12 protein-coding genes, 1 tRNA gene and 1 pseudogene are annotated in these 18,269 nt (G+C 69.7%); 8 read left to right on the forward strand and 6 right to left on the reverse strand.

Annotated elements, in window-relative coordinates; all coding sequences use genetic code 11:
- Positions 1 to 2: 2 nt before the first annotated feature.
- Positions 3 to 1,742 (reverse strand): annotated as a pseudogene (locus NA12_RS35035) (condensation domain-containing protein); the annotation flags it as partial.
- Between the two features lie 164 nt (positions 1,743 to 1,906).
- On the opposite strand from NA12_RS35035, the gene NA12_RS09665 reads away from it, so the two are divergent.
- Complete coding sequence (locus NA12_RS09665; RefSeq protein WP_067448534.1) at positions 1,907 to 3,538, forward strand: (2,3-dihydroxybenzoyl)adenylate synthase; 1,632 nt, start codon at positions 1,907 to 1,909, stop codon at positions 3,536 to 3,538.
- A 61-nt stretch (positions 3,539 to 3,599) separates the two neighbouring features.
- Here NA12_RS09665 and NA12_RS09670 read toward each other — a convergent pair whose 3' ends face one another.
- A complete protein-coding gene (locus tag NA12_RS09670; protein ID WP_307188343.1) occupies positions 3,600 to 4,895 on the reverse strand; it encodes a salicylate synthase in 1,296 nt (431 codons plus the stop codon).
- Positions 4,896 to 5,143: 248 nt separating this feature from the next.
- Between NA12_RS09670 and NA12_RS09675 the strand changes: the two genes are divergently transcribed.
- The 3 genes from NA12_RS09675 to NA12_RS09685 all read left to right on the forward strand — a co-directional run bounded on the left by NA12_RS09675 (position 5,144) and on the right by NA12_RS09685 (position 9,476).
- Complete coding sequence (locus NA12_RS09675) at positions 5,144 to 7,561, forward strand: glycerol-3-phosphate 1-O-acyltransferase (protein WP_067448538.1); 2,418 nt, start codon at positions 5,144 to 5,146, stop codon at positions 7,559 to 7,561.
- Positions 7,561 to 8,979 carry an HAD-IB family hydrolase gene (locus tag NA12_RS09680; protein ID WP_067448540.1) on the forward strand — a complete coding sequence of 473 codons (1,419 nt, stop codon included), beginning with the start codon at positions 7,561 to 7,563 and terminating at the stop codon, positions 8,977 to 8,979. Before NA12_RS09675 ends, NA12_RS09680 begins: the two co-directional genes overlap by 1 nt.
- Before the next feature lie 65 nt (positions 8,980 to 9,044).
- Complete coding sequence (locus tag NA12_RS09685; RefSeq protein WP_084472592.1) at positions 9,045 to 9,476, forward strand: DUF6069 family protein; 432 nt, start codon at positions 9,045 to 9,047, stop codon at positions 9,474 to 9,476.
- 52 nt (positions 9,477 to 9,528) lie between these two features.
- Here NA12_RS09685 and NA12_RS09690 read toward each other — a convergent pair whose 3' ends face one another.
- Complete coding sequence (locus tag NA12_RS09690) at positions 9,529 to 10,248, reverse strand: polyprenol monophosphomannose synthase (RefSeq protein WP_255284074.1); 720 nt, start codon at positions 10,246 to 10,248, stop codon at positions 9,529 to 9,531.
- Positions 10,249 to 10,370: 122 nt separating this feature from the next.
- Positions 10,371 to 11,057 (reverse strand): GAP family protein, encoded by a 687-nt coding sequence (locus tag NA12_RS09695; RefSeq protein ID WP_067448546.1) that lies wholly within the window; start codon positions 11,055 to 11,057, stop codon positions 10,371 to 10,373.
- 210 nt (positions 11,058 to 11,267) lie between these two features.
- Between NA12_RS09695 and NA12_RS09700 the strand changes: the two genes are divergently transcribed.
- Genes NA12_RS09700 through NA12_RS09710 form a run of 3 tightly spaced genes read left to right on the forward strand, consistent with a single transcriptional unit; the run spans position 11,268 to position 13,915 of the window.
- Positions 11,268 to 11,585, forward strand: a complete 318-nt coding sequence (locus NA12_RS09700; RefSeq protein WP_132370144.1) for a hypothetical protein — start codon at positions 11,268 to 11,270, stop codon at positions 11,583 to 11,585.
- Positions 11,585 to 12,877, forward strand: a complete 1,293-nt coding sequence (locus tag NA12_RS34325) for a hypothetical protein (protein WP_067448550.1) — start codon at positions 11,585 to 11,587, stop codon at positions 12,875 to 12,877. Before NA12_RS09700 ends, NA12_RS34325 begins: the two co-directional genes overlap by 1 nt.
- 9 nt (positions 12,878 to 12,886) lie before the next feature.
- Entirely contained in the window at positions 12,887 to 13,915 is a 1,029-nt protein-coding gene (locus tag NA12_RS09710) for a DUF8176 domain-containing protein (protein WP_067448551.1), read from the forward strand.
- A gap of 124 nt (positions 13,916 to 14,039) precedes the next feature.
- Here the strand turns inward: NA12_RS09710 and NA12_RS09715 are convergent, their stop codons facing one another.
- Complete coding sequence (locus tag NA12_RS09715; RefSeq protein WP_067448553.1) at positions 14,040 to 14,747, reverse strand: hypothetical protein; 708 nt, start codon at positions 14,745 to 14,747, stop codon at positions 14,040 to 14,042.
- 36 nt (positions 14,748 to 14,783) lie between these two features.
- Between NA12_RS09715 and NA12_RS09720 the strand changes: the two genes are divergently transcribed.
- Positions 14,784 to 17,987: an ATP-binding protein gene (locus NA12_RS09720; RefSeq protein WP_067448667.1), complete on the forward strand. Its 3,204-nt coding sequence runs from the start codon at positions 14,784 to 14,786 to the stop codon at positions 17,985 to 17,987.
- 106 nt (positions 17,988 to 18,093) lie between these two features.
- On the opposite strand, the gene NA12_RS09725 is transcribed toward NA12_RS09720, so the two are convergent.
- Positions 18,094 to 18,167: transfer RNA gene (locus NA12_RS09725), tRNA-Asp, on the reverse strand.
- Between the last annotated feature and the right edge of the window lie 102 nt (positions 18,168 to 18,269).

The raw sequence follows: 18,269 nt of genomic DNA on the forward strand, positions 1-18,269 counted from the left end.
GGCTGGCCGCCGAGCCGTTCGATCGCTTCGATGTAGCGCGCGAACATGGCGTCGACCACGCCGGCGGGGAAGGCCGATTCGCGAATGTCCCAGTTCAGCAGCAGACCGCCACGGACCTCGGTGATCTGGGCGTCGAGCAGGACCTGCGGGCCCTGGGAGATGATCCAGACGGGGTCACCGAAGGTGGCGGTGACGGTGTCGGGGAAGAGTTCGCCGAGGTTGAGGGCGCTGGTGTAGACGATGGGAGCCAGCACCGGTTCCCCGCGATGACGGCCGAGATCGCGCAGGACCTCCAGACCCGAGTACGCCGAGTGCGCGCCCGCCTCGTGCAGGCGCTGCTGGAGGGCGCGGGCCCGGTCGGCGACGGTGGCGGGCTCGGTGACGTCGACTTCCAGCAGGACCGAGGAGGTGAAATCGCCGACGACGCCGTCCACCTGCGGGTGCACCGGTTCGCGGTGGAAGAGTGGCAGATTCAGCAAGAAGCGGCGCTGGGCCGACCAGCCGCCGATGGTCTCGGCGAACACCGAGGCCAGCGCCATCGCCGGGGTGATGCCCCGGGCGTGGGCAGCGTCGAAGACCTGGGCCTTGGCCTGCGGGGAGAGCCAGCGGTGCAGGCGGATCGTCCGGTTGGGCTCCGAGATGTGCTGGGCCAGCGGCAGTTCCGGCGCACCCGGCAGCTCGCTCAGGCGGTCCTGCCACCAGGCGCGGTCACGGGTTCGCTCGTCGGCGATGGCGCTCGCGCCCTGCCCTGCGCCCGCGACCGTGTCCGGCTGCTGGGTCGCGGTGCTGTCGTGGCGGTGCTCGGCCAGGTACTGACGGAACGTGTAGTCCTGCGGCGGTAGCTGTTCGCCGTGGTAGAGCCGGGCGAGGTCGGTGATGAGGATGCGATAGCTCATCGCGTCGGCGGCGAGCATGTCTACGTCGAGGTGCAGGCGGGTGCGGCCGTCGGCGAGACGGGTGAGCGCGATATCGATCACCTGGCCGTCCTCCACCGCCATCCGCTGATGCGTGCGCGCGCCACGCAGCTCCTCGAGCCGCCGCTGCGCCTCGACAGCTGGTACCTCGCGCAGATCGGTCACGCCGAACACCGCGCGACCGGGCCGGTCGAGCGTCTGCTGGGTGCCGTCGGGCAGGAACCGGGTGCGCAGCATGGGATGGCGCGACAGCAGCTGCCCGACCGCCTGCTCGAGCCGCTCGGGATACACGTCGGCGCCGTCGAATTCGACGTAGAGGTGCGCCGCGACGCCACCGAGTTCCTGCGCGTCGGAGCGTCCGATCCAGTACGCGTGCTGCATGGGGGCGAGGGCGAACGGCGTGCCGTCGTCGGGAACGATCGCCGGTTCGCTCGCGGCGGTGTCGTCCGTGGGTGCGGCGTGCCCGGCGGCCGAGTCGACGGGGCCCGGTCGGACACCGTCTGGCAAGTCCACGAGGTTCGGGAGAGCTGCCGAGTCGACGACGCCCGGTAGGGCACCGTCTAATGACAGGTTTTCGGGGTCGGCCCCGTTGAGGAGGGCGTACCAGGCGTCGACCGTGGGGTGGGCGGCCAGGAGCGCGAAGTTCACGGCGATGCCGCGTTTGCGCCAGGCGCCCGCGAGCTTCATGGTGCGGATGGAGTCGAGACCGAGCTGGATCAGATCGTCGGCCCCGGCGACGGCATCGGGGGTGATGTCGAGATGGCGGGCGATCGCGGCACGGATCTCGGTGCGGTCGATCCCGGCGCCGCCTGCGGGTGCTGTCTGCATCTGCCGATCACTCCTTGCTCGCCGCCCCGTCACGGGGCGAATTCGGTACTCCCCGGCGGCAGCCTACTCCATTGAGATAGGGTTGCCTAACCTATGCAGCAATATCTGCGGTCCGACCGCGGCGAACCTGCGGCAGCAGCCGCCGAAATCCAGTGAGGCAGTACGTGACATCGGCAACCGGCCACCGCGATGGCTATGTCCCCTTTCCCGAAGCCGCCGCGCGGGAGTACCGAGGCGCGGGCTACTGGACCGGGCGCACGCTCGGCGACCTCCTGCGCGACACCGCGCGGAACCGCCCACACCGACCCGCCGTGCTCAGCGACGCCGGTACGCGGACCTATGCCGAACTCGACGCCGCCGCCGATCGGATGGCGCACGGGCTGCTCGCCCTCGGCATCGCTCCCGGCGACCGCGTGATCGTCCAGCTGCCGAACATTCCCGAGTTCGCGACGGCCCTGTTCGGCGTGCTGCGCGCGGGGATCATCCCCGTCCTCACACTGCCCGCGCACCGCCGCGCCGAGATCGAACACCTGGCCGCGCTGTCCGAAGCGGTCGCCTACCTCATCCCCGACCGCCTCGGCGACTTCGACTACCGCGAGCTGGCCACGACCGTGCGCCAGGCGGTGCCGAGCCTGCGCCATGTCCTGGTCGCAGGCGATCCGGACCAGGGCAGTGGCGCCACGGCCGGGTTCCTCGCCCTCGATTCGGTTGCTCGCGAAGGTGATTCGCTGCCCGAGGTCGACCCGTCCGACATCGCGGTGATGCTGGTCTCCGGCGGCACCACCGGCCTGCCGAAGCTGATCGCGCGCACCCACGACGACTACGTCTACAACGCGACCGCCAGCGCCGCGGTCTGCGAACTCACCCCCGACGACGTCTACCTCACCACCCTGCCCGCGGCCCACAACTTCCCGCTGGCCTGCCCCGGCATCCTCGGCACCATCGCGACCGGCGGCGCCGTCGCCTTCACGCTCGACCCCAGCCCCGAGGCCGCCTTCGCCGCGATCGAGCGGCACCGGGTGAGCGTCACCGGCGTCGTCCCGCCGCTGGCCCAATTGTGGAGTGCGGCGGTGGATTGGGAAGACGCCGACCTGAGCTCGCTGCGCCTGCTCCAGGTGGGCGGTGCGCGCCTGGCCGAGGTGAACGCACGCGAGGTCGAGCCCGCGCTGGAGTGCACCCTGCAGCAGGTGTTCGGCATGGCCGAGGGGCTGCTCAACTACACCCGTCTCGACGATGACAAGGAACTGGTCTACACCACCCAGGGCCGACCGCTGTCCCCCGCCGACGAGCTGCGCGTCGTCGACGCCGACGGCAACGACGTGGCCGAGGGCGAGGAGGGCGAACTGCTCACCCGCGGCCCCTACACGTTGCGCGGGTATTACCGTGCGCCCGAACACAATGCGCGCGCCTTCACCGCCGACGGCTTCTACCGCAGCGGCGACCTCGTCCGACAACTACCCAGCGGCCACCTCGTCGTGAGCGGCCGGATCAAAGACGTCATCAACCGCGGTGGCGAGAACATCTCCTGCGACGAACTCGAGGAGCACCTGCTCGCCCACCCCGCCGTCCGCCATGCCGCCGCGGTCGGCCTGCCCGATGCCTCGCTGGGCGAGAAGGCCTGTGTGGTCCTCGTCGTCACCGGCGAACTGCCGACCCTCGGCGAGATCAAGGTCTTCCTCACCGAACGCGGCCTCGCCACCTACAAGCTCCCCGACCTGATCCGCCGGGCGGACGCCCTGCCGATCACCGCGGTCGGCAAGATCGACAAGAAGGCCCTGCGCGCCTCACACAGCTGACACCGGAAACGCGATACGGCGGCCCGCCCCGAAAGGGTGAGCCGCCGTATCGAATCCGATGTCAGGCTTTGAACGCCTTGACCACGTAGGGCGCCACGCTGCCCAGCTTCTCGCAGGTCTCCTCGAACTCACGCTCGGGACGCGACTGGCCCACGATCCCCGCACCGGCGCGCAACCACGCGCCCTCGCTGGTCTGGTAGATCGCCCGCAGCACCAGCGTCGCCTCGAGCGCGCCGGTCGGCGAGACACACACCACCGCACCGGAATACAGCCCACGCGGGTCGTGATCGTTGCGGAACACCGAGTCGACGCCCGCGCGCTTGGGGATACCGGAGGCGGTCACCGACGGGAACAGGACTTCGAGGGCATCCCACGCGGTGCGGTCGGGCGCCAGGGTGCCGCGCACGGTGGACGCCAGGTGCTGCACGCTGCCGCGCTCGCGCACCGCCATGAAGTCGGAGACCGCGGACGTGCCGGGCACGGCCACCTCGGTGATCTCGGCGAAGGACGTCTGAACCGAGATCGCGTGCTCCACGATCTCCTTCGGGTCGGCGAGCAGGTCGGCGCGGGCGGCGTCGTCGGCCTCGGCCCCGAGCCCGAACGCCCGCGTACCCGCCAGCGGTTCGGTGGTGACGATGCGATCGTCGTCGACCGAGGCCACCAGTTCGGGGCTGAACCCGGCCGCTTCGAGCCCACCCAGCCGCAGCAGGAACGAACGGGCGGGGGTGTTGCCGGCCCGGCCGAGGCGATAGGTCGCCGGCACGTCCACCGGGAACGGCAGGTCGACCTTGCGGGAGAGGATCACCTTCTGATAGCTGCCGGAACGGATTTCGGCGACGGCCTTGGCCACGCGCCCTTCGTAGTCGGTCGGGTCGGCGCGGACGTCGATCGGCGTCGCGGTGGGCAGCTCGGCATTCTGCGAGCCGGCGATCAGGTCGTGGATGTCGCACGCCTCACTCGGGGTGGCGCCGCTGATCCGCACGCCGGTGGCGTCGACGCGCACCTCGATCCGCGGGATCATCAGGTGCGCCAGCGAGGTCAGCGGATTGAGGTAGTGGGTCGCCGCCAGCGAGTAGGCGCAGAACTCGAATCCGATCCAGCCGTAGGCATTACGGCCGTCGAGCGGCAGCGCGGCCAGCGCGGCGTCGATGGCCGTAGCCGGGCTGCCGGTCCAGGCGCGAGCGGTGGTTTCACCATCCCAGACGGTGCGCAACTCGCCGGCATCGAGTTCCACACTGCCGAGCGGGTCGGCGGCGAACACCCACACACCGGGCTGTTCGTACATCACGTACTCACCGAATCGATCCGAGATGGCCAGGCGTGCCATCGCTGCCGCGGGGTCGGTTACATACTCCACCCGCACGGGTTGTTCCGTCGACGACAACGATCCTCCAAGGTAAAGCTGACCTAACTATTCTGAGTTAGGTTAGCATTACCTCGCCGTTAGAGCAGACCGGTGTTGGGTATTCTTCACCACTTCCGCGCTATCGAGCAAATAGCCAGCACCGTCGCACACGCCGGATATCGCGTTGCCCGCACACGCCGCGCAACGCGCTGTGGACCAAGTTCGATACACCGAACCGTATCTGCGGCTTGAATGGAGCAATGATCGACACAGGTGGGCGGAGCGGCCCGCAGGCAGACTCGGTAGTCGCCCTCGTCGACGCGGCCTCCGCCGTCGAACGGGAAGTGATCGGCGACTGGATCGCCCGCGGTGGTCTCGGTGCGGAGATCGACACCACGGCCCCGGTGACCCAGCTCGACCTCGACGCCAAAGCCATCACCAAGCGACTCGTCGGCAGGCACGACGACCCGCTGGTGGTGCCCGTCCGGGTGCTGTGGCTGCCGCCCGAACGTGACGGCGTGCGCCGGGTGACCTTCGCCGATCTGGCGATGCTCACCAATCCACGCAAGCCAAACCGGCTGGTTCAGCGCAGACTGCTGCGCACCGAACCCGACCGCCACCGCGTGCTCGTCGGCGCTCCCGCCCGGCTCAGCGCCCTGCGCGCCAACAATCCCGAGGCCGCGGCCCTGCTGCGCGCCGGCTCGGCCGACCCGTTCGCGCGCGCGGTGGTGCGCGCCGCGGTGGTCGCGCTCGAACGCGCCGAACGCACCGTCATCGGTGATCGGTACAAGGTGCCCCAGCTGGTGGCCGAGGAGATCCTCGACTCCCCCGAATTCCAGCGCAAGCTCGACTACATCGCCGACGAGATCGGCTCCGAACCCGACCAGGTGTATCGCAACGCGGAGCGGGCACTGCGCGAACTGGTCGCCGCGCAGAGCAGGCTGGTCTCGGACCTGTTCACCCAGGCGATGCGCCCGGTACACGCCTCGACCTGGAAGGTCGACACCGATCTGGGCGGCCTCGACGCGCTGCGCAAGCTCAACCGCAAACACCCACTGGTGTTCCTGCCCTCGCACCGCTCCTATGTCGACGCGTTCGTCCTCGGTGACGTGCTGGCGCGCAACGATTTTCCGCCCAACCACGTGATCGGCGGCGCGAACCTCAACTTCTGGCCGATGGGACCGATCGCCCGACGCACGGGCACGGTGTTCATCCGGCGCAGCTTCGGCGACGACGAGGTCTACAAGGCGGTCGTCGAGGAGTACTTCGCCTATCTGCTGGCCAAGCGATTCAATATGGAGTGGTACTTCGAGGGCGGGCGCACCAGAACGGGGAAGCTTCGCCCGCCGCGCTACGGACTACTCAATTATCTCGCCGCCGCGGTGCGTTCGCGGCGCGTCGACGATGTGATGCTGGTGCCGGTATCGATCACCTACGAGCGGCTCAACGAGCTCGGCGCGATCGCCAGCGAACAGGCGGGCGGCACAAAGAAGGCCGAGGGCATCGGCTGGCTGGCGAAATACGTTCGCCTTCAGCAACATTCGGCCGGACGCGTGTATGTGCGCTTCGGCGCGGCGATTTCGGCGCGGGAACGGCTCGGCGTGCACGGCGACCCGCTGGATCTGCGGCCCGTGACCATTCCGCTGCGCGACGCCGAGACCGGAACGGCCAGCACCCCTGATGAGACCGAACTCGCCGCTGCCGAGCACAAAGCCGTGCAGCGCTTGGCCTTCGACGTCGCCGTCGGGATCAACGAGGTCACCCCGATCACCGTCAACGCGCTGGTCACCCTCGCCCTACTCGGCGTGCACGTACGCGCGCTCACCCTCGGCCAGGTGCGTACGGTGCTCGACCCGGTGCTCGCCTATATCGCCGGGCGCGGGCTGCCCAGCGGCGAACTCTCCACGCTGCGCGATGAACAGGGCCTGCGGGTGGTGCTCGAGCAGCTCGCGCTGGCGGGCGTGGTCACCGTGTATCGCGGTGGGCTGGAACCGGTCTACGCGATCGAACCCGGCGCGCATCTCGAGGCCGCCTTCTACCGCAACAGCGCGGTGCACTGGTTCGTCAACCGCGCCATCCTCGAACTGGCCGCGCTGACCGCGGTGGAGCAGCCGGGCGACGACCCGCTGCGGGCGGCGTGGAAGGCGGCCTTCGCGCTGCGCGATCTGCTCAAGTTCGAATTCTTCTTCCCGGAACGGCAGGAGTTCGCCGCGCAGATCATCGAGGAAGTGCGCCTCATCGTGCCCGAATGGGACGAGCACACCCCCGACGACCGGCTCGATCGCCAATTCCTCGGTGCCGTCACCGAATCCGGGTTCGTGATGGCGCACCGGGTGTTGCGCTCGTTCTTCGACGCGCAGTTGGTGGTGGCCGAGCGGCTGGTGGCCCGCCCTGCCGACGAGCCGATCGATCGCAAGGAGTTCATCGACGAGTGCGTGGCGGTCGGCAAGCAGATGCTGTTGCAGCAGCGACTGCACAGCCCGGAATCGGTATCGTCGGAACTGTTCACCAGCGCGTGGAAACTGGCGGGCAACCACGGCCTCATCGCGCCCGCCGCCCCGGGTGCGGAGGCCGAATTGCGCGACAAGAGACAGGAATTCGCCGACCGACTGCGTGAGCTCGGCGACCGCATCGCCCGCGCGGCCTCGCTCGACCCGTCGAACAGGAACACGAACTGATGAGCTCACTCGCCGAAGCCGTGGCCGCGATCCGATCGGGCCCGCAGGGCGCACAGGTCGCCGCGGTGTTCGATTTCGGCGGCACCGTCGTCGACGGTCTGCCACGACGTGGGTTGGCGCGCAGAGCGTCGCGCCGAGGCGAGCGCCGGCCGGCCACCCTGCTCGGCGGCATCCAGCGCGGCGGCAACGACGGTGACTACAGCCGCTTTCTGCACGCCGTGGAGCAGTCGTGGGCGGGCGTCGCTGAATCCGAGCTGGATCGGCTGGGTCGCAAGGCCTTCGCCGAGCAGATCTACGGGCGGCTGTTCCCCGAGGCATGGGAGCTGGTTCAGGCGCACCGATCGGCCGGGCACACGGTGCTCCTGGTCAGCGAGCTCACGCGGTTCCAGGTCCAGCCGGTCGCCGAGCGACTCGGCATCGACACCGTGCTGTGCACCGAACTCGCCGTCGAGGACGGTGTCCTCACCGGTCACCCCGCGGGCGCCCCGCTGTGGCGCAGCGCAAAGGCGACGGCGGTAGTCGAATTCGCCGCGAACCTGGAGGTCGGCTACGTCTATGCCGACAGCGTGACCGACCTGCCCCTGCTGGAACTCGCCACGCGGCCGACCGTGATAAACCCCGACCCCGCCCTGGCCGCGATCGCCATCGGCAACGACTGGCGCACCCTGACCTTCCGCCCGCGCCGAGCCCCACGCCCCGTCGACTACCTGCGCACCGTCGCCGGTTTCGCCGGACTCATCGGCGGCGCGCTGATCGGCGTACTCCGCAAGTCCTACACCGGACGACGCCAGTCGATGGCCGACGCGCTCATGCACGACGCCACCACCGCCACCCTGCGCGCGATCGGCGTCCAACTGCGCGTGGTCGGCGCCGAGAATGCCCGCGCGCCCAGGCCCGCGGTCTTCCTCTTCAACCATCAGAGCCAGTTCGACGTGATCATCGTCCCGAAGGTCCTCGACGGCGCGGTGACCGGCATCGGCAAGAAGGAACTCGCCAACCACCCGCTGTTCGGCCCGCTGATGCGGTTCGTCGGGGTCACCTTCATCGACCGCACCGATACCGAGCGCGCGAAAGCCTCACTGGCCCCGGTGGTCTCGACCCTGCGTGCCGGGCTCTCGATCGGGGTCGCGCCGGAGGGAACCCGTTCGTTCACCCGTGGCGTCGGGCCGTTCAAGAAGGGCGCCTTCCATATGGCCATCCAGGCGGGCGTGCCGGTGATTCCGGTGGTGATCCGCAACGCGGGCGAGATCGCCTGGCGGGATTCACCGATCGCCCGGTCCGGCACAGTCGATGTCGCGGTGCTGGCGCCGATCGACGTCTCCGGCTGGGACCCGGCCGACATGGACGCCGAGGTGGAGAGCGTTCGGCAGCTGTTCGAGCACACGCTGCTGAACTGGCCCGAACCCGAATTCCACTGAAAGACTTGACCCCAACCATAGTTCGGGTTTGATGATGGTCTCACCACCGAATGAGGGAGAACATCATGACCACCGCCGCCTCCACCACCTACACCGTTCCCGCGCTGAACCGGCCCGTCGCCGTGCTCGGCGCCGCTGCCGCCGCCGTAGTGCTGAACCTGATCGTCTGGGCCATCGGCGCCGCGGCGGGCGGGTCGTTCATCATGACCGACCAGGGCAAGGCTTCCAGCGTCGCGCCCGGCGGGGTGATCGTGATGTCGGCCGTACCGCTGCTGATCGGACTGACCGTCGCGGTGCTGGTGTCCTATGTATGGACCGGCGTGCTGCGGACCGCCGCCGTGGTCGGATCGGTGCTGTCGATCGGGACCATCGCGCTGACCGTGGCCACCGACTTCGACACCGCCTCCACCATCGCCCTCTCGGTGATGCACGTGGTGCTGGTGCCGATCATCGTGATCGCGCTCGAAGGTGTGCGTCGCGGCATCACCGCCGAGTGACCCACAGCGAAAGGCCCCGCCGAGATTCGGCGGGGCCTTTCGCGTAGAGCACTTATACCGAGCGGCCGAACAGCAATTTCCACGGCATGAGTGCCGATTCGAGCTGCACCTTCAGGCTCATCTTCGACGCGCCGACGGTGCGCTCCTCGAAGCGGATCGGCACCTCGGCGATCGTGTAGCCCTTCTTGATCGCGCGGTAGTTCATCTCGACCTGGAACGAATAGCCGTTGCTGCGGATCGAGGCCACGTCGATCGCGCGCAGGGTGTCGGCCTTCCAGGCCTTGAAACCGGCGGTCGCGTCCTTCACCCCGAGGCGCAGGATCAGGTTCACGTAGAAGTTGGCCCAGGCCGACAGGGCCTTGCGGTACCACTTCCACTCCTCGGCGGTGGAACCGCCGGGTACATAGCGCGACCCGAGCGCCACCCCGACGTCGTCGGAACTCAGCTTCTCCAGCATCGACGGAATCACCTCGGCGGGGTGCGACAGATCGGCGTCCATCTGGATCACCACGTCGGCGCCCTCGTCGAGTGCGGCCGTGATGCCCGCGATGTAGGCGCGGCCGAGGCCGTCCTTCTCGGTGCGGTGCAGCACACTCACGACATTCGGCAGCTCAGCGGCCAGTTTGTCGGCCACGTCACCCGTGCCGTCGGGTGAATTATCATCTACTACCAACACGTGCAGATCCGACACCGGCAGAGCCGTCAGCCGCTCCACAGCCACCGGCAGATTTTCCCGCTCGTTGTAGGTCGGCACAACAACGGTAACCCTCAAGGGTCGCCCTCCCTGCTCACCTGGATAGCCCCGCGGCCCAGGATGCGGGCACGTGGCATGTCATCGATTCGTTATGACCGTACTCGATGGTCCTGACGCTTTCCTGAGTGGCCGGGCGGCGCTCACCACAGCCGACTCGCGTGGACCAGCGCGTCGATGATCAATCCGAGGCCGAACACGACGAAGAGCACCCTGATCGCCGGCGGCCCGAAGCGGGTGATGCCTCGCACGAGCAGGCGGTATACCCGCCGCGAACGCGGTGTCCGGCGCATCGCCAGCGCGAGCACGACCAGCGGCAGCAGCAGGGCGATCACGCAGTAGCCCGCCACGATCACCGGCCACACCACCGGCAGCGGCCGTTGGGCCGACAGCAGCGCGAGGGCCGCGAGGTAGGGCACCGAGGTCGGCACCTTCGCCAGCCCCAGCGTGAAGCCGATCACGCCCATCAACCACGGACGCTTTCGCACCGGCTCGACCCAGCGACCGCCGGTGGACGCGGTGGTCTCCACCGGCAGCGCGGCCACCGCGACCAGCGCGAGGCCGATCACCAGCTCGCCCCGGTACCGCAGGGTGGGGGTCAGTTCGAAGTCGAGGAGCCGGACCAGGAAGTCGATGCCGAGCACGGTGCACACACCGAAGGCCACCGAGATCGCGAAAACGCCGCCGAGGAAGCTGAGCACCCCGGTCATCGGCGAGCGCCGGGTCAGCCTGGCGTCGGCGACCACGGCTGTGGTGATCGCCACCAGCAACACGTCGAGCGCGTCGAGCAACGCGAACCCGAGCAGGGCCAGCAGTCCATACCCATCCATGACACGGCCGACCCTACTCGCCGGTCTGATTTCGGGCACCGGCCCGGCAGTCACACCAGCACCACGCGACACCACAGCGAAAGTCTTTGACCTGCGCGATCTCGAGATCGATCCTGTCATCTGGACAGGATTCCCCCACAAACGGCGCTGGGTGGTTACGCTTTTCGCACCGGCCGTGCCGGGATCCGCGATCGTGAAGGGGCAGACATCGTGGCAGAAATGTCTTTCGACCCGTCAGCGCTCGACGCTTATCAGCGTGCGGCAGCTCGGGTTTCCGAACTACTCGGCACAGCGGCCGCAGAGACGACAACCGCGGCCGGGGTCGACCTGTCCGGGCTCGGCGTGCTCGGACGTGAGTTCGCCGCCGCCTGGACACAGGCCGCGGGCGAGCACGCGTCGACGCTGAGCACAGCGGGCAATCTGGTCGACGCCTATCAGGACATCCTGAATCGCTACGGCGCCAGCGTGACCGGGATCGACACCGGGCTGGCGGGCGACCTGCGGGCAGTCGAAAGTGAGGTGGCGTGATGCGTGCCAAGTCGTTGATCACCGAGACCACGGTGAGCACGATCACCCCCGCCGAAGCCGAGGCGAAGATCGAGCCGGTGATCGCGCTGCTCGAAGTGCCGCTGCTCGAATTGCGGAGATCGTTGGGCAGCAATACTTCCGCCGATCCCGACGCCTCGGTGGTCGCCGCGCTGAACTCGGCCTCCCTCGCGACGACGGCTACCGAGGACCCCCATCGACTCGGGCTGTACGCGCTCGAGTCGACCGACACAGCGGCACCGGCCACCCCCTCGCTGCGACAGACCGCGACCGAGGTCTCGGCCGCGGCCGATCGCGGGACTCAGTTGAGTTCCTTACTCGGACAGGCACATTCGACGCAGTCGACCGCGGCCGCCAAGGTCGACGCGATCATCGCCGACTTCCGGGCCAAGGCGAAGAAGGCCGCGCCCGCGGTGAACGAGAACAACCTCGACGCCATCGTCGCGCTGGCCGAGGAGGCCATTTCGGAAGCGGTCGGGGTGGTGGGTAATGCCAGCACCGAGATGGATCAGTACACCCGAGACACCAAGGGACTCACCAGCGATCTCGGGGGGACCAACGGGGTGACCGTGCCCCCCGGCGCGACGGAGGTGGCGCCGGGGGTCTACGTGCTCGGCACCGGCGGGTCCGACACGTCGTCATGGGACGACTCCTCGTGGGATGACGAGGACGACAACGTCGATCCGGCGACAGCCGCCCAGATCGCGTTGCAGGAGGCGTTGATCGACGGTGGGGTGTCGCTGGGGACCGCGGCGATCGACGCCGGTGTCACCTTCGGAACGCACCTGATCGACAAGATCGCCGAGGTCGCGATGCACGGGATCGACGCGGGAACAGACCTGGCGACGACCGGAATCGACACGCTCGCCGCGAATGCCGCCGGGACCGAGGGCACCACGTCCACCACCCCGGCGGGCACCATGCCCACCTCGCCGTCGACCAATGGCGGCGGGACCGGCACGAGCACCTTGTTCGGCGGACTGAACGGCGGCACCGGCGGTACCGGGGGCAGCGGCACCGGGGCCGGGGCGAACAACGACGGTGGCGCATCGTCGAAGCCCGCCGCACCCGCACCCGCCGCGCCGTTCCAGTCGAACCAGACACCCAAAGTCGAACAGCCACAGCAGGCTCCGAGCGCGCCCGCGCCCGCCCAGCAGCCGGTGCAGGGCGGGGTGGTTCCGCCCGGTAGCCGTCCGCAGCAGGATCAGGAGACCGAAAAGCCCTCCGCCGCGCCCAGACACGGTCAACCGGGAGTCGTCCCGGCGCCGGCGTAGGAACCGGCGATGGACAATCCGTTCGGTGCCTACTTCGCGTCGCCGGACGCTACGACGCCCGGTCGCCGTCGCCCGCAGGGCAAACGGCGACGCGGGCGACGGCGCGAAGCGGAACCACAGACGATCGGCACGAACCCCGAGACCTGGCCGCCACCCGACCCGGAACCGTTCGACAACACCGACCCGTTCCAGCCCGCACCCGCCCAGCCGATATATCGCACCCCCGTCGACGACGACGGGTTCACCGGCGACTGGAACGACTGGAACGACGGCGACGTGCCCGCGGAGGCGCCGCGCGGCGACGACGTCGATTGGAACGACTGGGCCACCACCACAGCGTCCGAACAGAGCGGCGACCACGTCGAGATGCCGGTGTTGCCGCGCCTCAAGGACTTCGGCGGCGGCGGTCAGGTCGCCCGGCGCCCGCGCAAGAACTACGACGACGAGCGCTACGACGACAGCGGCGGCCGGGCGAAAGCCGCCGCCGCGATCAAGGGTGTCGTCGGCGCGCTCGCCTTCGTGGTCGTCCTCGGGGTGGCCGCCACCATCTTTCTCGGCCCCGGCGACAAGTCGAATACCACCACCCAGGCCGCCGTTCCCGGTTCGCGGGCGACCACGTCCACCGTGGTTCCGCCGCTGCCCGCCCACGCCCTGTCCGGCTGCGAGTCCTTCCGCACCCCCTCGATCACCATCAGCGCCGAGCGCGGCGACACCGCCAGCCCCGAGGGCGCCATCCTCGGTTTCGAATACAGCTACTACGTCGACCGCGACGCCGCGAAGGCCCGGTCCTTCGTCACCGACAACGCCCACGTGGGCAGTGCGTCCGCGCTCGCCGAAGGCATCGGCTCGCTCCCGCTGGACGTCAAATACTGCGTCCACATCACCAAGGCCGACGCCGCCGACCCCACCCTCTGGAACGTCACCATCCACCAGAAATGGCCGGGCGACGCCACCACCGAGAAGATCAACCAGGTCATGCGCACCACCGAGGTCACCGCGGGCCGCCACCGCATCACCAGCATCGACCACCGCATCTGAGCACCGGCCCGCGTGGATCGAACTCGTGGCGACCGGTCTCGCCGGTCGTGGAAATACGGCATGACCTGCGATGGACATGCCCGTGCGGAGGCGAACCCGCCCCGCACGATCACGTCGAACGTCGTCATCGAGGTCGGACCGCCGTCGGTCGCCGCATCATCAGCACGCCGATGGCGATGACCGCGATGCCGCGCGGGGCCTCGTAGATGAAGCCGGAGATGCCCGCCGTCGCTGGAATCGGGAGGAAGAACCCGACCATCCCGACGAGTGTCAGCAGGGCGATCGGGCGTGGGACGGTGGCGTTGCGCAGCATGCTCGCGCCCAGCAGGGCCATGCCGATCAGCATTACCGCGCCGCCGATGCCGTTGAACAGCGCGAAGGCGGTGGTGCCGATCATGTTGTCGTTGTCGGCGATCAGGTGGGCGGTGGCGGGATCGGTGGCGAACGGGTAGGCGACGAAGAGTTCGACGGTGAGATGACCGGTCGCGGTGACGATGTTGCCGATCAGGTAGCAGAGCACGCCGATGAATCCGACCGGGCCGAGCCGTGGCCGCATCCACACGTACATGCCGGGCAGACCGAGGACGAGCGCGATGGTGCCGAGCCCGATCAGGATCTGCGCGATCGGCGTGCCCGGACTGGTGAGCGCTTCGACGGAGTGCCCTTTGCGCGCGACGATGGGATGCAGGGTGCCGCCCGTGATGCACAGAGCACCGGCGATGGACAGCGCGGCGCCGCTCAGGCGCAGTAAAGTCGCGCGAGAAGGACTACCGGTCGCGGTTCGCTTCGCGCGCGTTGCGGGGGTTGCCAGGAGGGTTTCGGTGTTGGTCATGAACCTAGAGTCGACCGAAGCGCTGGTGTGACGCTGGTGCGCGAATGGTTCGACGCGAACCGGCCCACGGTCGCGGTGCTCGGCCCGCTGCAGGTGTGGGGGCCCGACGGCATCCGGATCGAAGTGCCCGCGCGCAAGCACGCCGAACTGCTGGTCATCCTCGCGGCCGAACGCACCGCGCGCAGTCCGGATCACCTGTGCGAGCTGCTGTGGCGCGGCACGCCGCCCGAGAGTGCCGTGGTCACCCTGCAGGGGTATGTCTCACGGTTGCGCAAAACGCTGAGACCGCTGCCGGACCTGCGCATCGACACCGTGGCCGGCGGCTACGCGCTGCGCTGCGCCGGCACGGGCACCGACCTCGACCTGCTCGACGTGCTCTCGCGCGAAGCGCGCGCGGCGTGCGCCGACGGCGACCTGGAACACGCCGTCGCGCTGCTCGACCGGGCACTGGGGCTGTGGCGGGCCGAGGCGCTGCCCGAGATCTCCGACATCGTCGAGCTCGCGCCCGAACGCACCCGGCTCGGCGAGCTGCGCTCGGATCTGGTGGAGCTGCGCGCGGAGGGGCTGCTCGCGCTCGGGCGCGCCCGAGCCGCCGTCGCGTCGCTGAGCGAGGAACACGAGCGCCACCCGCTCCGGGAATCGACCGCCCGCCTGCTCGCGCTCGCGCTGCGCGATGCCGGCCGGGTACCGCAGGCGTGCGACGTCCTGGCGCGATTGCGGCGCGATCTGCGCGAGGAGTTCGGGCTCGACCCCGCGCCGGACACGGTCCGGGTGGAGGTCGAGATCCGTGATCCGCCCCGGTCGCCCGCGCCGGTGACCGGTTCGCGGCTGGTCGGGCGGGCGGGGATCGCCGCGATCCTCGATCGCGCGTGGAGCGAGTCCCGGCGGGGACTGAACGTCGTGACGGTGCGTGGCGCGCCGGGCCTCGGCAAGACCGCCGTGGTCGAGGACGCGCTGCGCCGCCACGGCGGAAACGGGTACTTCACCGCGGGGGTCGACGGCGTCGGCGCCGCCATGGCGACGCTCACCCCGTGGCTCGACCAGCTCGCCCTGGCGGGCCACGCGGTGCCGCCCCTGCCGACCGCCCGCTCGCTGGCGGCTCTGTTCGCCGCCGTTGCGCGTGAGTCCGGACCCCTCGTCGCCGTGATCGACGACGCGCAATGGGCTGATCTCGACTCGCTGCGGATGATCGCGGGAGCCGTGCGGGTGCTGCGCGCGCATCCGGTGCTGGTGCTGCTCACCGTCCGACCCGAACCCCTCGCGCCGGAACGGGATTCGCTGCTGCGGGTGCTGAGCTCGGCGGGCGCGCATGTTCTCGTCGACCTGCCGCCGCTGCCGAGTGCCGCGATCGGCGAACTGGTGGACGCCGAACTCGCGGGCGGTGGCGGCGCGATCGCTGATGCCGGGACGCGCGCGCAGATCGTCGCCCGCAGTGCCGGCAGCCCCCTGCTCGCCGCGCAACTGTGCGGGCTGGTCCGCGCCGGTCGCCCGCTCGCCGGCGCGGTGGGTGAGATCACCACCGCGACCCTGGCGACGGTGTCGGCGGCGGCTCGGGAGCTGGCCGAACTGCTGGCCGTTCTCGGCGCGCGCGTCCCGGTCGGTGTGGTCGCGACCGCAGCCGCCCCCGGTTTCGACGCGAAGGTCGCCGAACTCGTCACCGCCCGCGTCGTCACCCACACCGACGACGCGATCGTCTTCGCGCACGACCTGGTGCGGACCGCCGTACTGACCGGGGTCGGCGCCGAGCGAAAAGCCCTGCTGCACAAGCGCGCCGCCGAGGCGCTCGCCGCTCGGCGTCCGGACGCGACCGCGCAGCGGGCACTGCACCTGAGCGCGGCGGCCCTGGATTGTCTCGACCGCCCGGCCGCGCTCGCCTGTCTGGCCGCGGCGCGGGAGGCGCTACGTTGTGGCGCGGCGCAGGACTGCGTCGAATTCGCGACCCGAGGGTTGCGCCATCTCGACTCGAACGACCCGGCCCCCGGCATCGAACTCGAACGGCTGGCAGGTCAGGCATACCATCGTCTCGGCCGCTACGACCTGGCCGAGGCCCATTTCGACCGGGCCGCGCGGTTGTGCGCGACGCGCGGTGACCAGGCGGAGCTGGCGCGGACCGCACTGATGGCGGCGCCGCGCGGCGCCGCCGGGTACTTCTCGGGATACGGTGTGGTGCTGTCGGGTTCGTCCCGGTTGCGTGCTCAGGCACTCACCCATCGGCTGAGCCTCGACGCCGATCTCGTCGCGGAGATCCAGGCGATGGAGGCCGTCGACCGTGCCGTCCACGGCCTCGCGGGTGACCTCGACGCCCTCGCCGAGGCCCGCTCGCGCAGCGCCCCCGGCTCGTCGTCGCGCGCGCAGGTGCTGCTCGCCGAGTTCGTGTGCTCCTGGAGTCCGTCGACGGTTGCCCAACGTCAGAAGATCGCCGAGGAACTGGAGGAACTGGCCGGTCACGATCGGGAGGCCAGGGCCACCGCGATCCACCTGCGCCGCGTCTGCGCGTTGGAGGCGGGCGAGCTGCGCTCGGTCCGGTGGCTGTCGGCGGAATTCACGCGCCTGGCCGCCGATCACGGCACCGATCTGGCCGCGACGCAGCTGTGGTGGCAGGTGATGCTCGCCGTGCTGCGCGGCGACTACGACGAATCACGCACGCTGATGACCCGTTTCGCACAGGACCTCGGCGCGGTCGACGGTCCGGCCCGGCTGCTCGCCGACGCCTCGATGCTGACCGCCGGTTCCATCGAGTTGTGGCATCGCGGCCGTCTCGGCGAGGTCCTGGCCGACGTGGATCGCATGGCCGAGGACTTCGACGAGGATTTCGGCATCGTGGTCGCCATGGCCGCCGCCGAGATCGGCGATCACGAACGCGCGCTGCGCCTGGTCGAAACCATCGTCGCGCTGCCCGGAACGCTGCACGGTCCACGTGCCGCCGTCCGCGTCCCGCTGGTCGTTGAGGCCCTGCTCACCATCGGACAGCACGCCCCGCGCCACCGCGACCGCGTGGCCGAAGCCGCCGCCGCCGTCGAACCACTCACCCAGGGTTGGGGCGAAACGCTTCTCGTGCAGTGGCCAGGGCTGGTCTGTCTCGGCCCGTCCGGCCTCTACCGGGGCACCGCCCGCGCCCTGCTGGGCCATTCGGACGCCGAAGCCCTGGTCATCGCCGCGATGCACCGATCCCGCGTGCTCGGCGCCCGCCCGTACGAGAAGCGCGCCCACGACCGCTTGACCCGCTGGCCGTTCCGCTGACCCCGCCAGCGGAATCGGCCGCGATCGCGCGGGCCCGTCCGAGCGCGATCAGCTGATACGACGAAGTCCCCCGCACCGGATCGGTGTGGGGGACTTCGTGGTGTAGCGACCCTGACGGGACTCGAACCCGCGACCTCCGCCGTGACAGGGCGGCGCGCTAACCAACTGCGCTACAGGGCCTTGCGTCGTTACGTCGGGCGATATTACCCGGTGGGTGCCACTTTCGGTAACCGAACAGGTCAACGGCCTGATCGACCATTGACATTGACGTCAACGTCAATG

Origin of the sequence: Nocardia alba NBRC 108234, assembly GCF_001612665.1 — a bacterium.
Lineage (GTDB): Bacteria > Actinomycetota > Actinomycetes > Mycobacteriales > Mycobacteriaceae > Nocardia > Nocardia alba.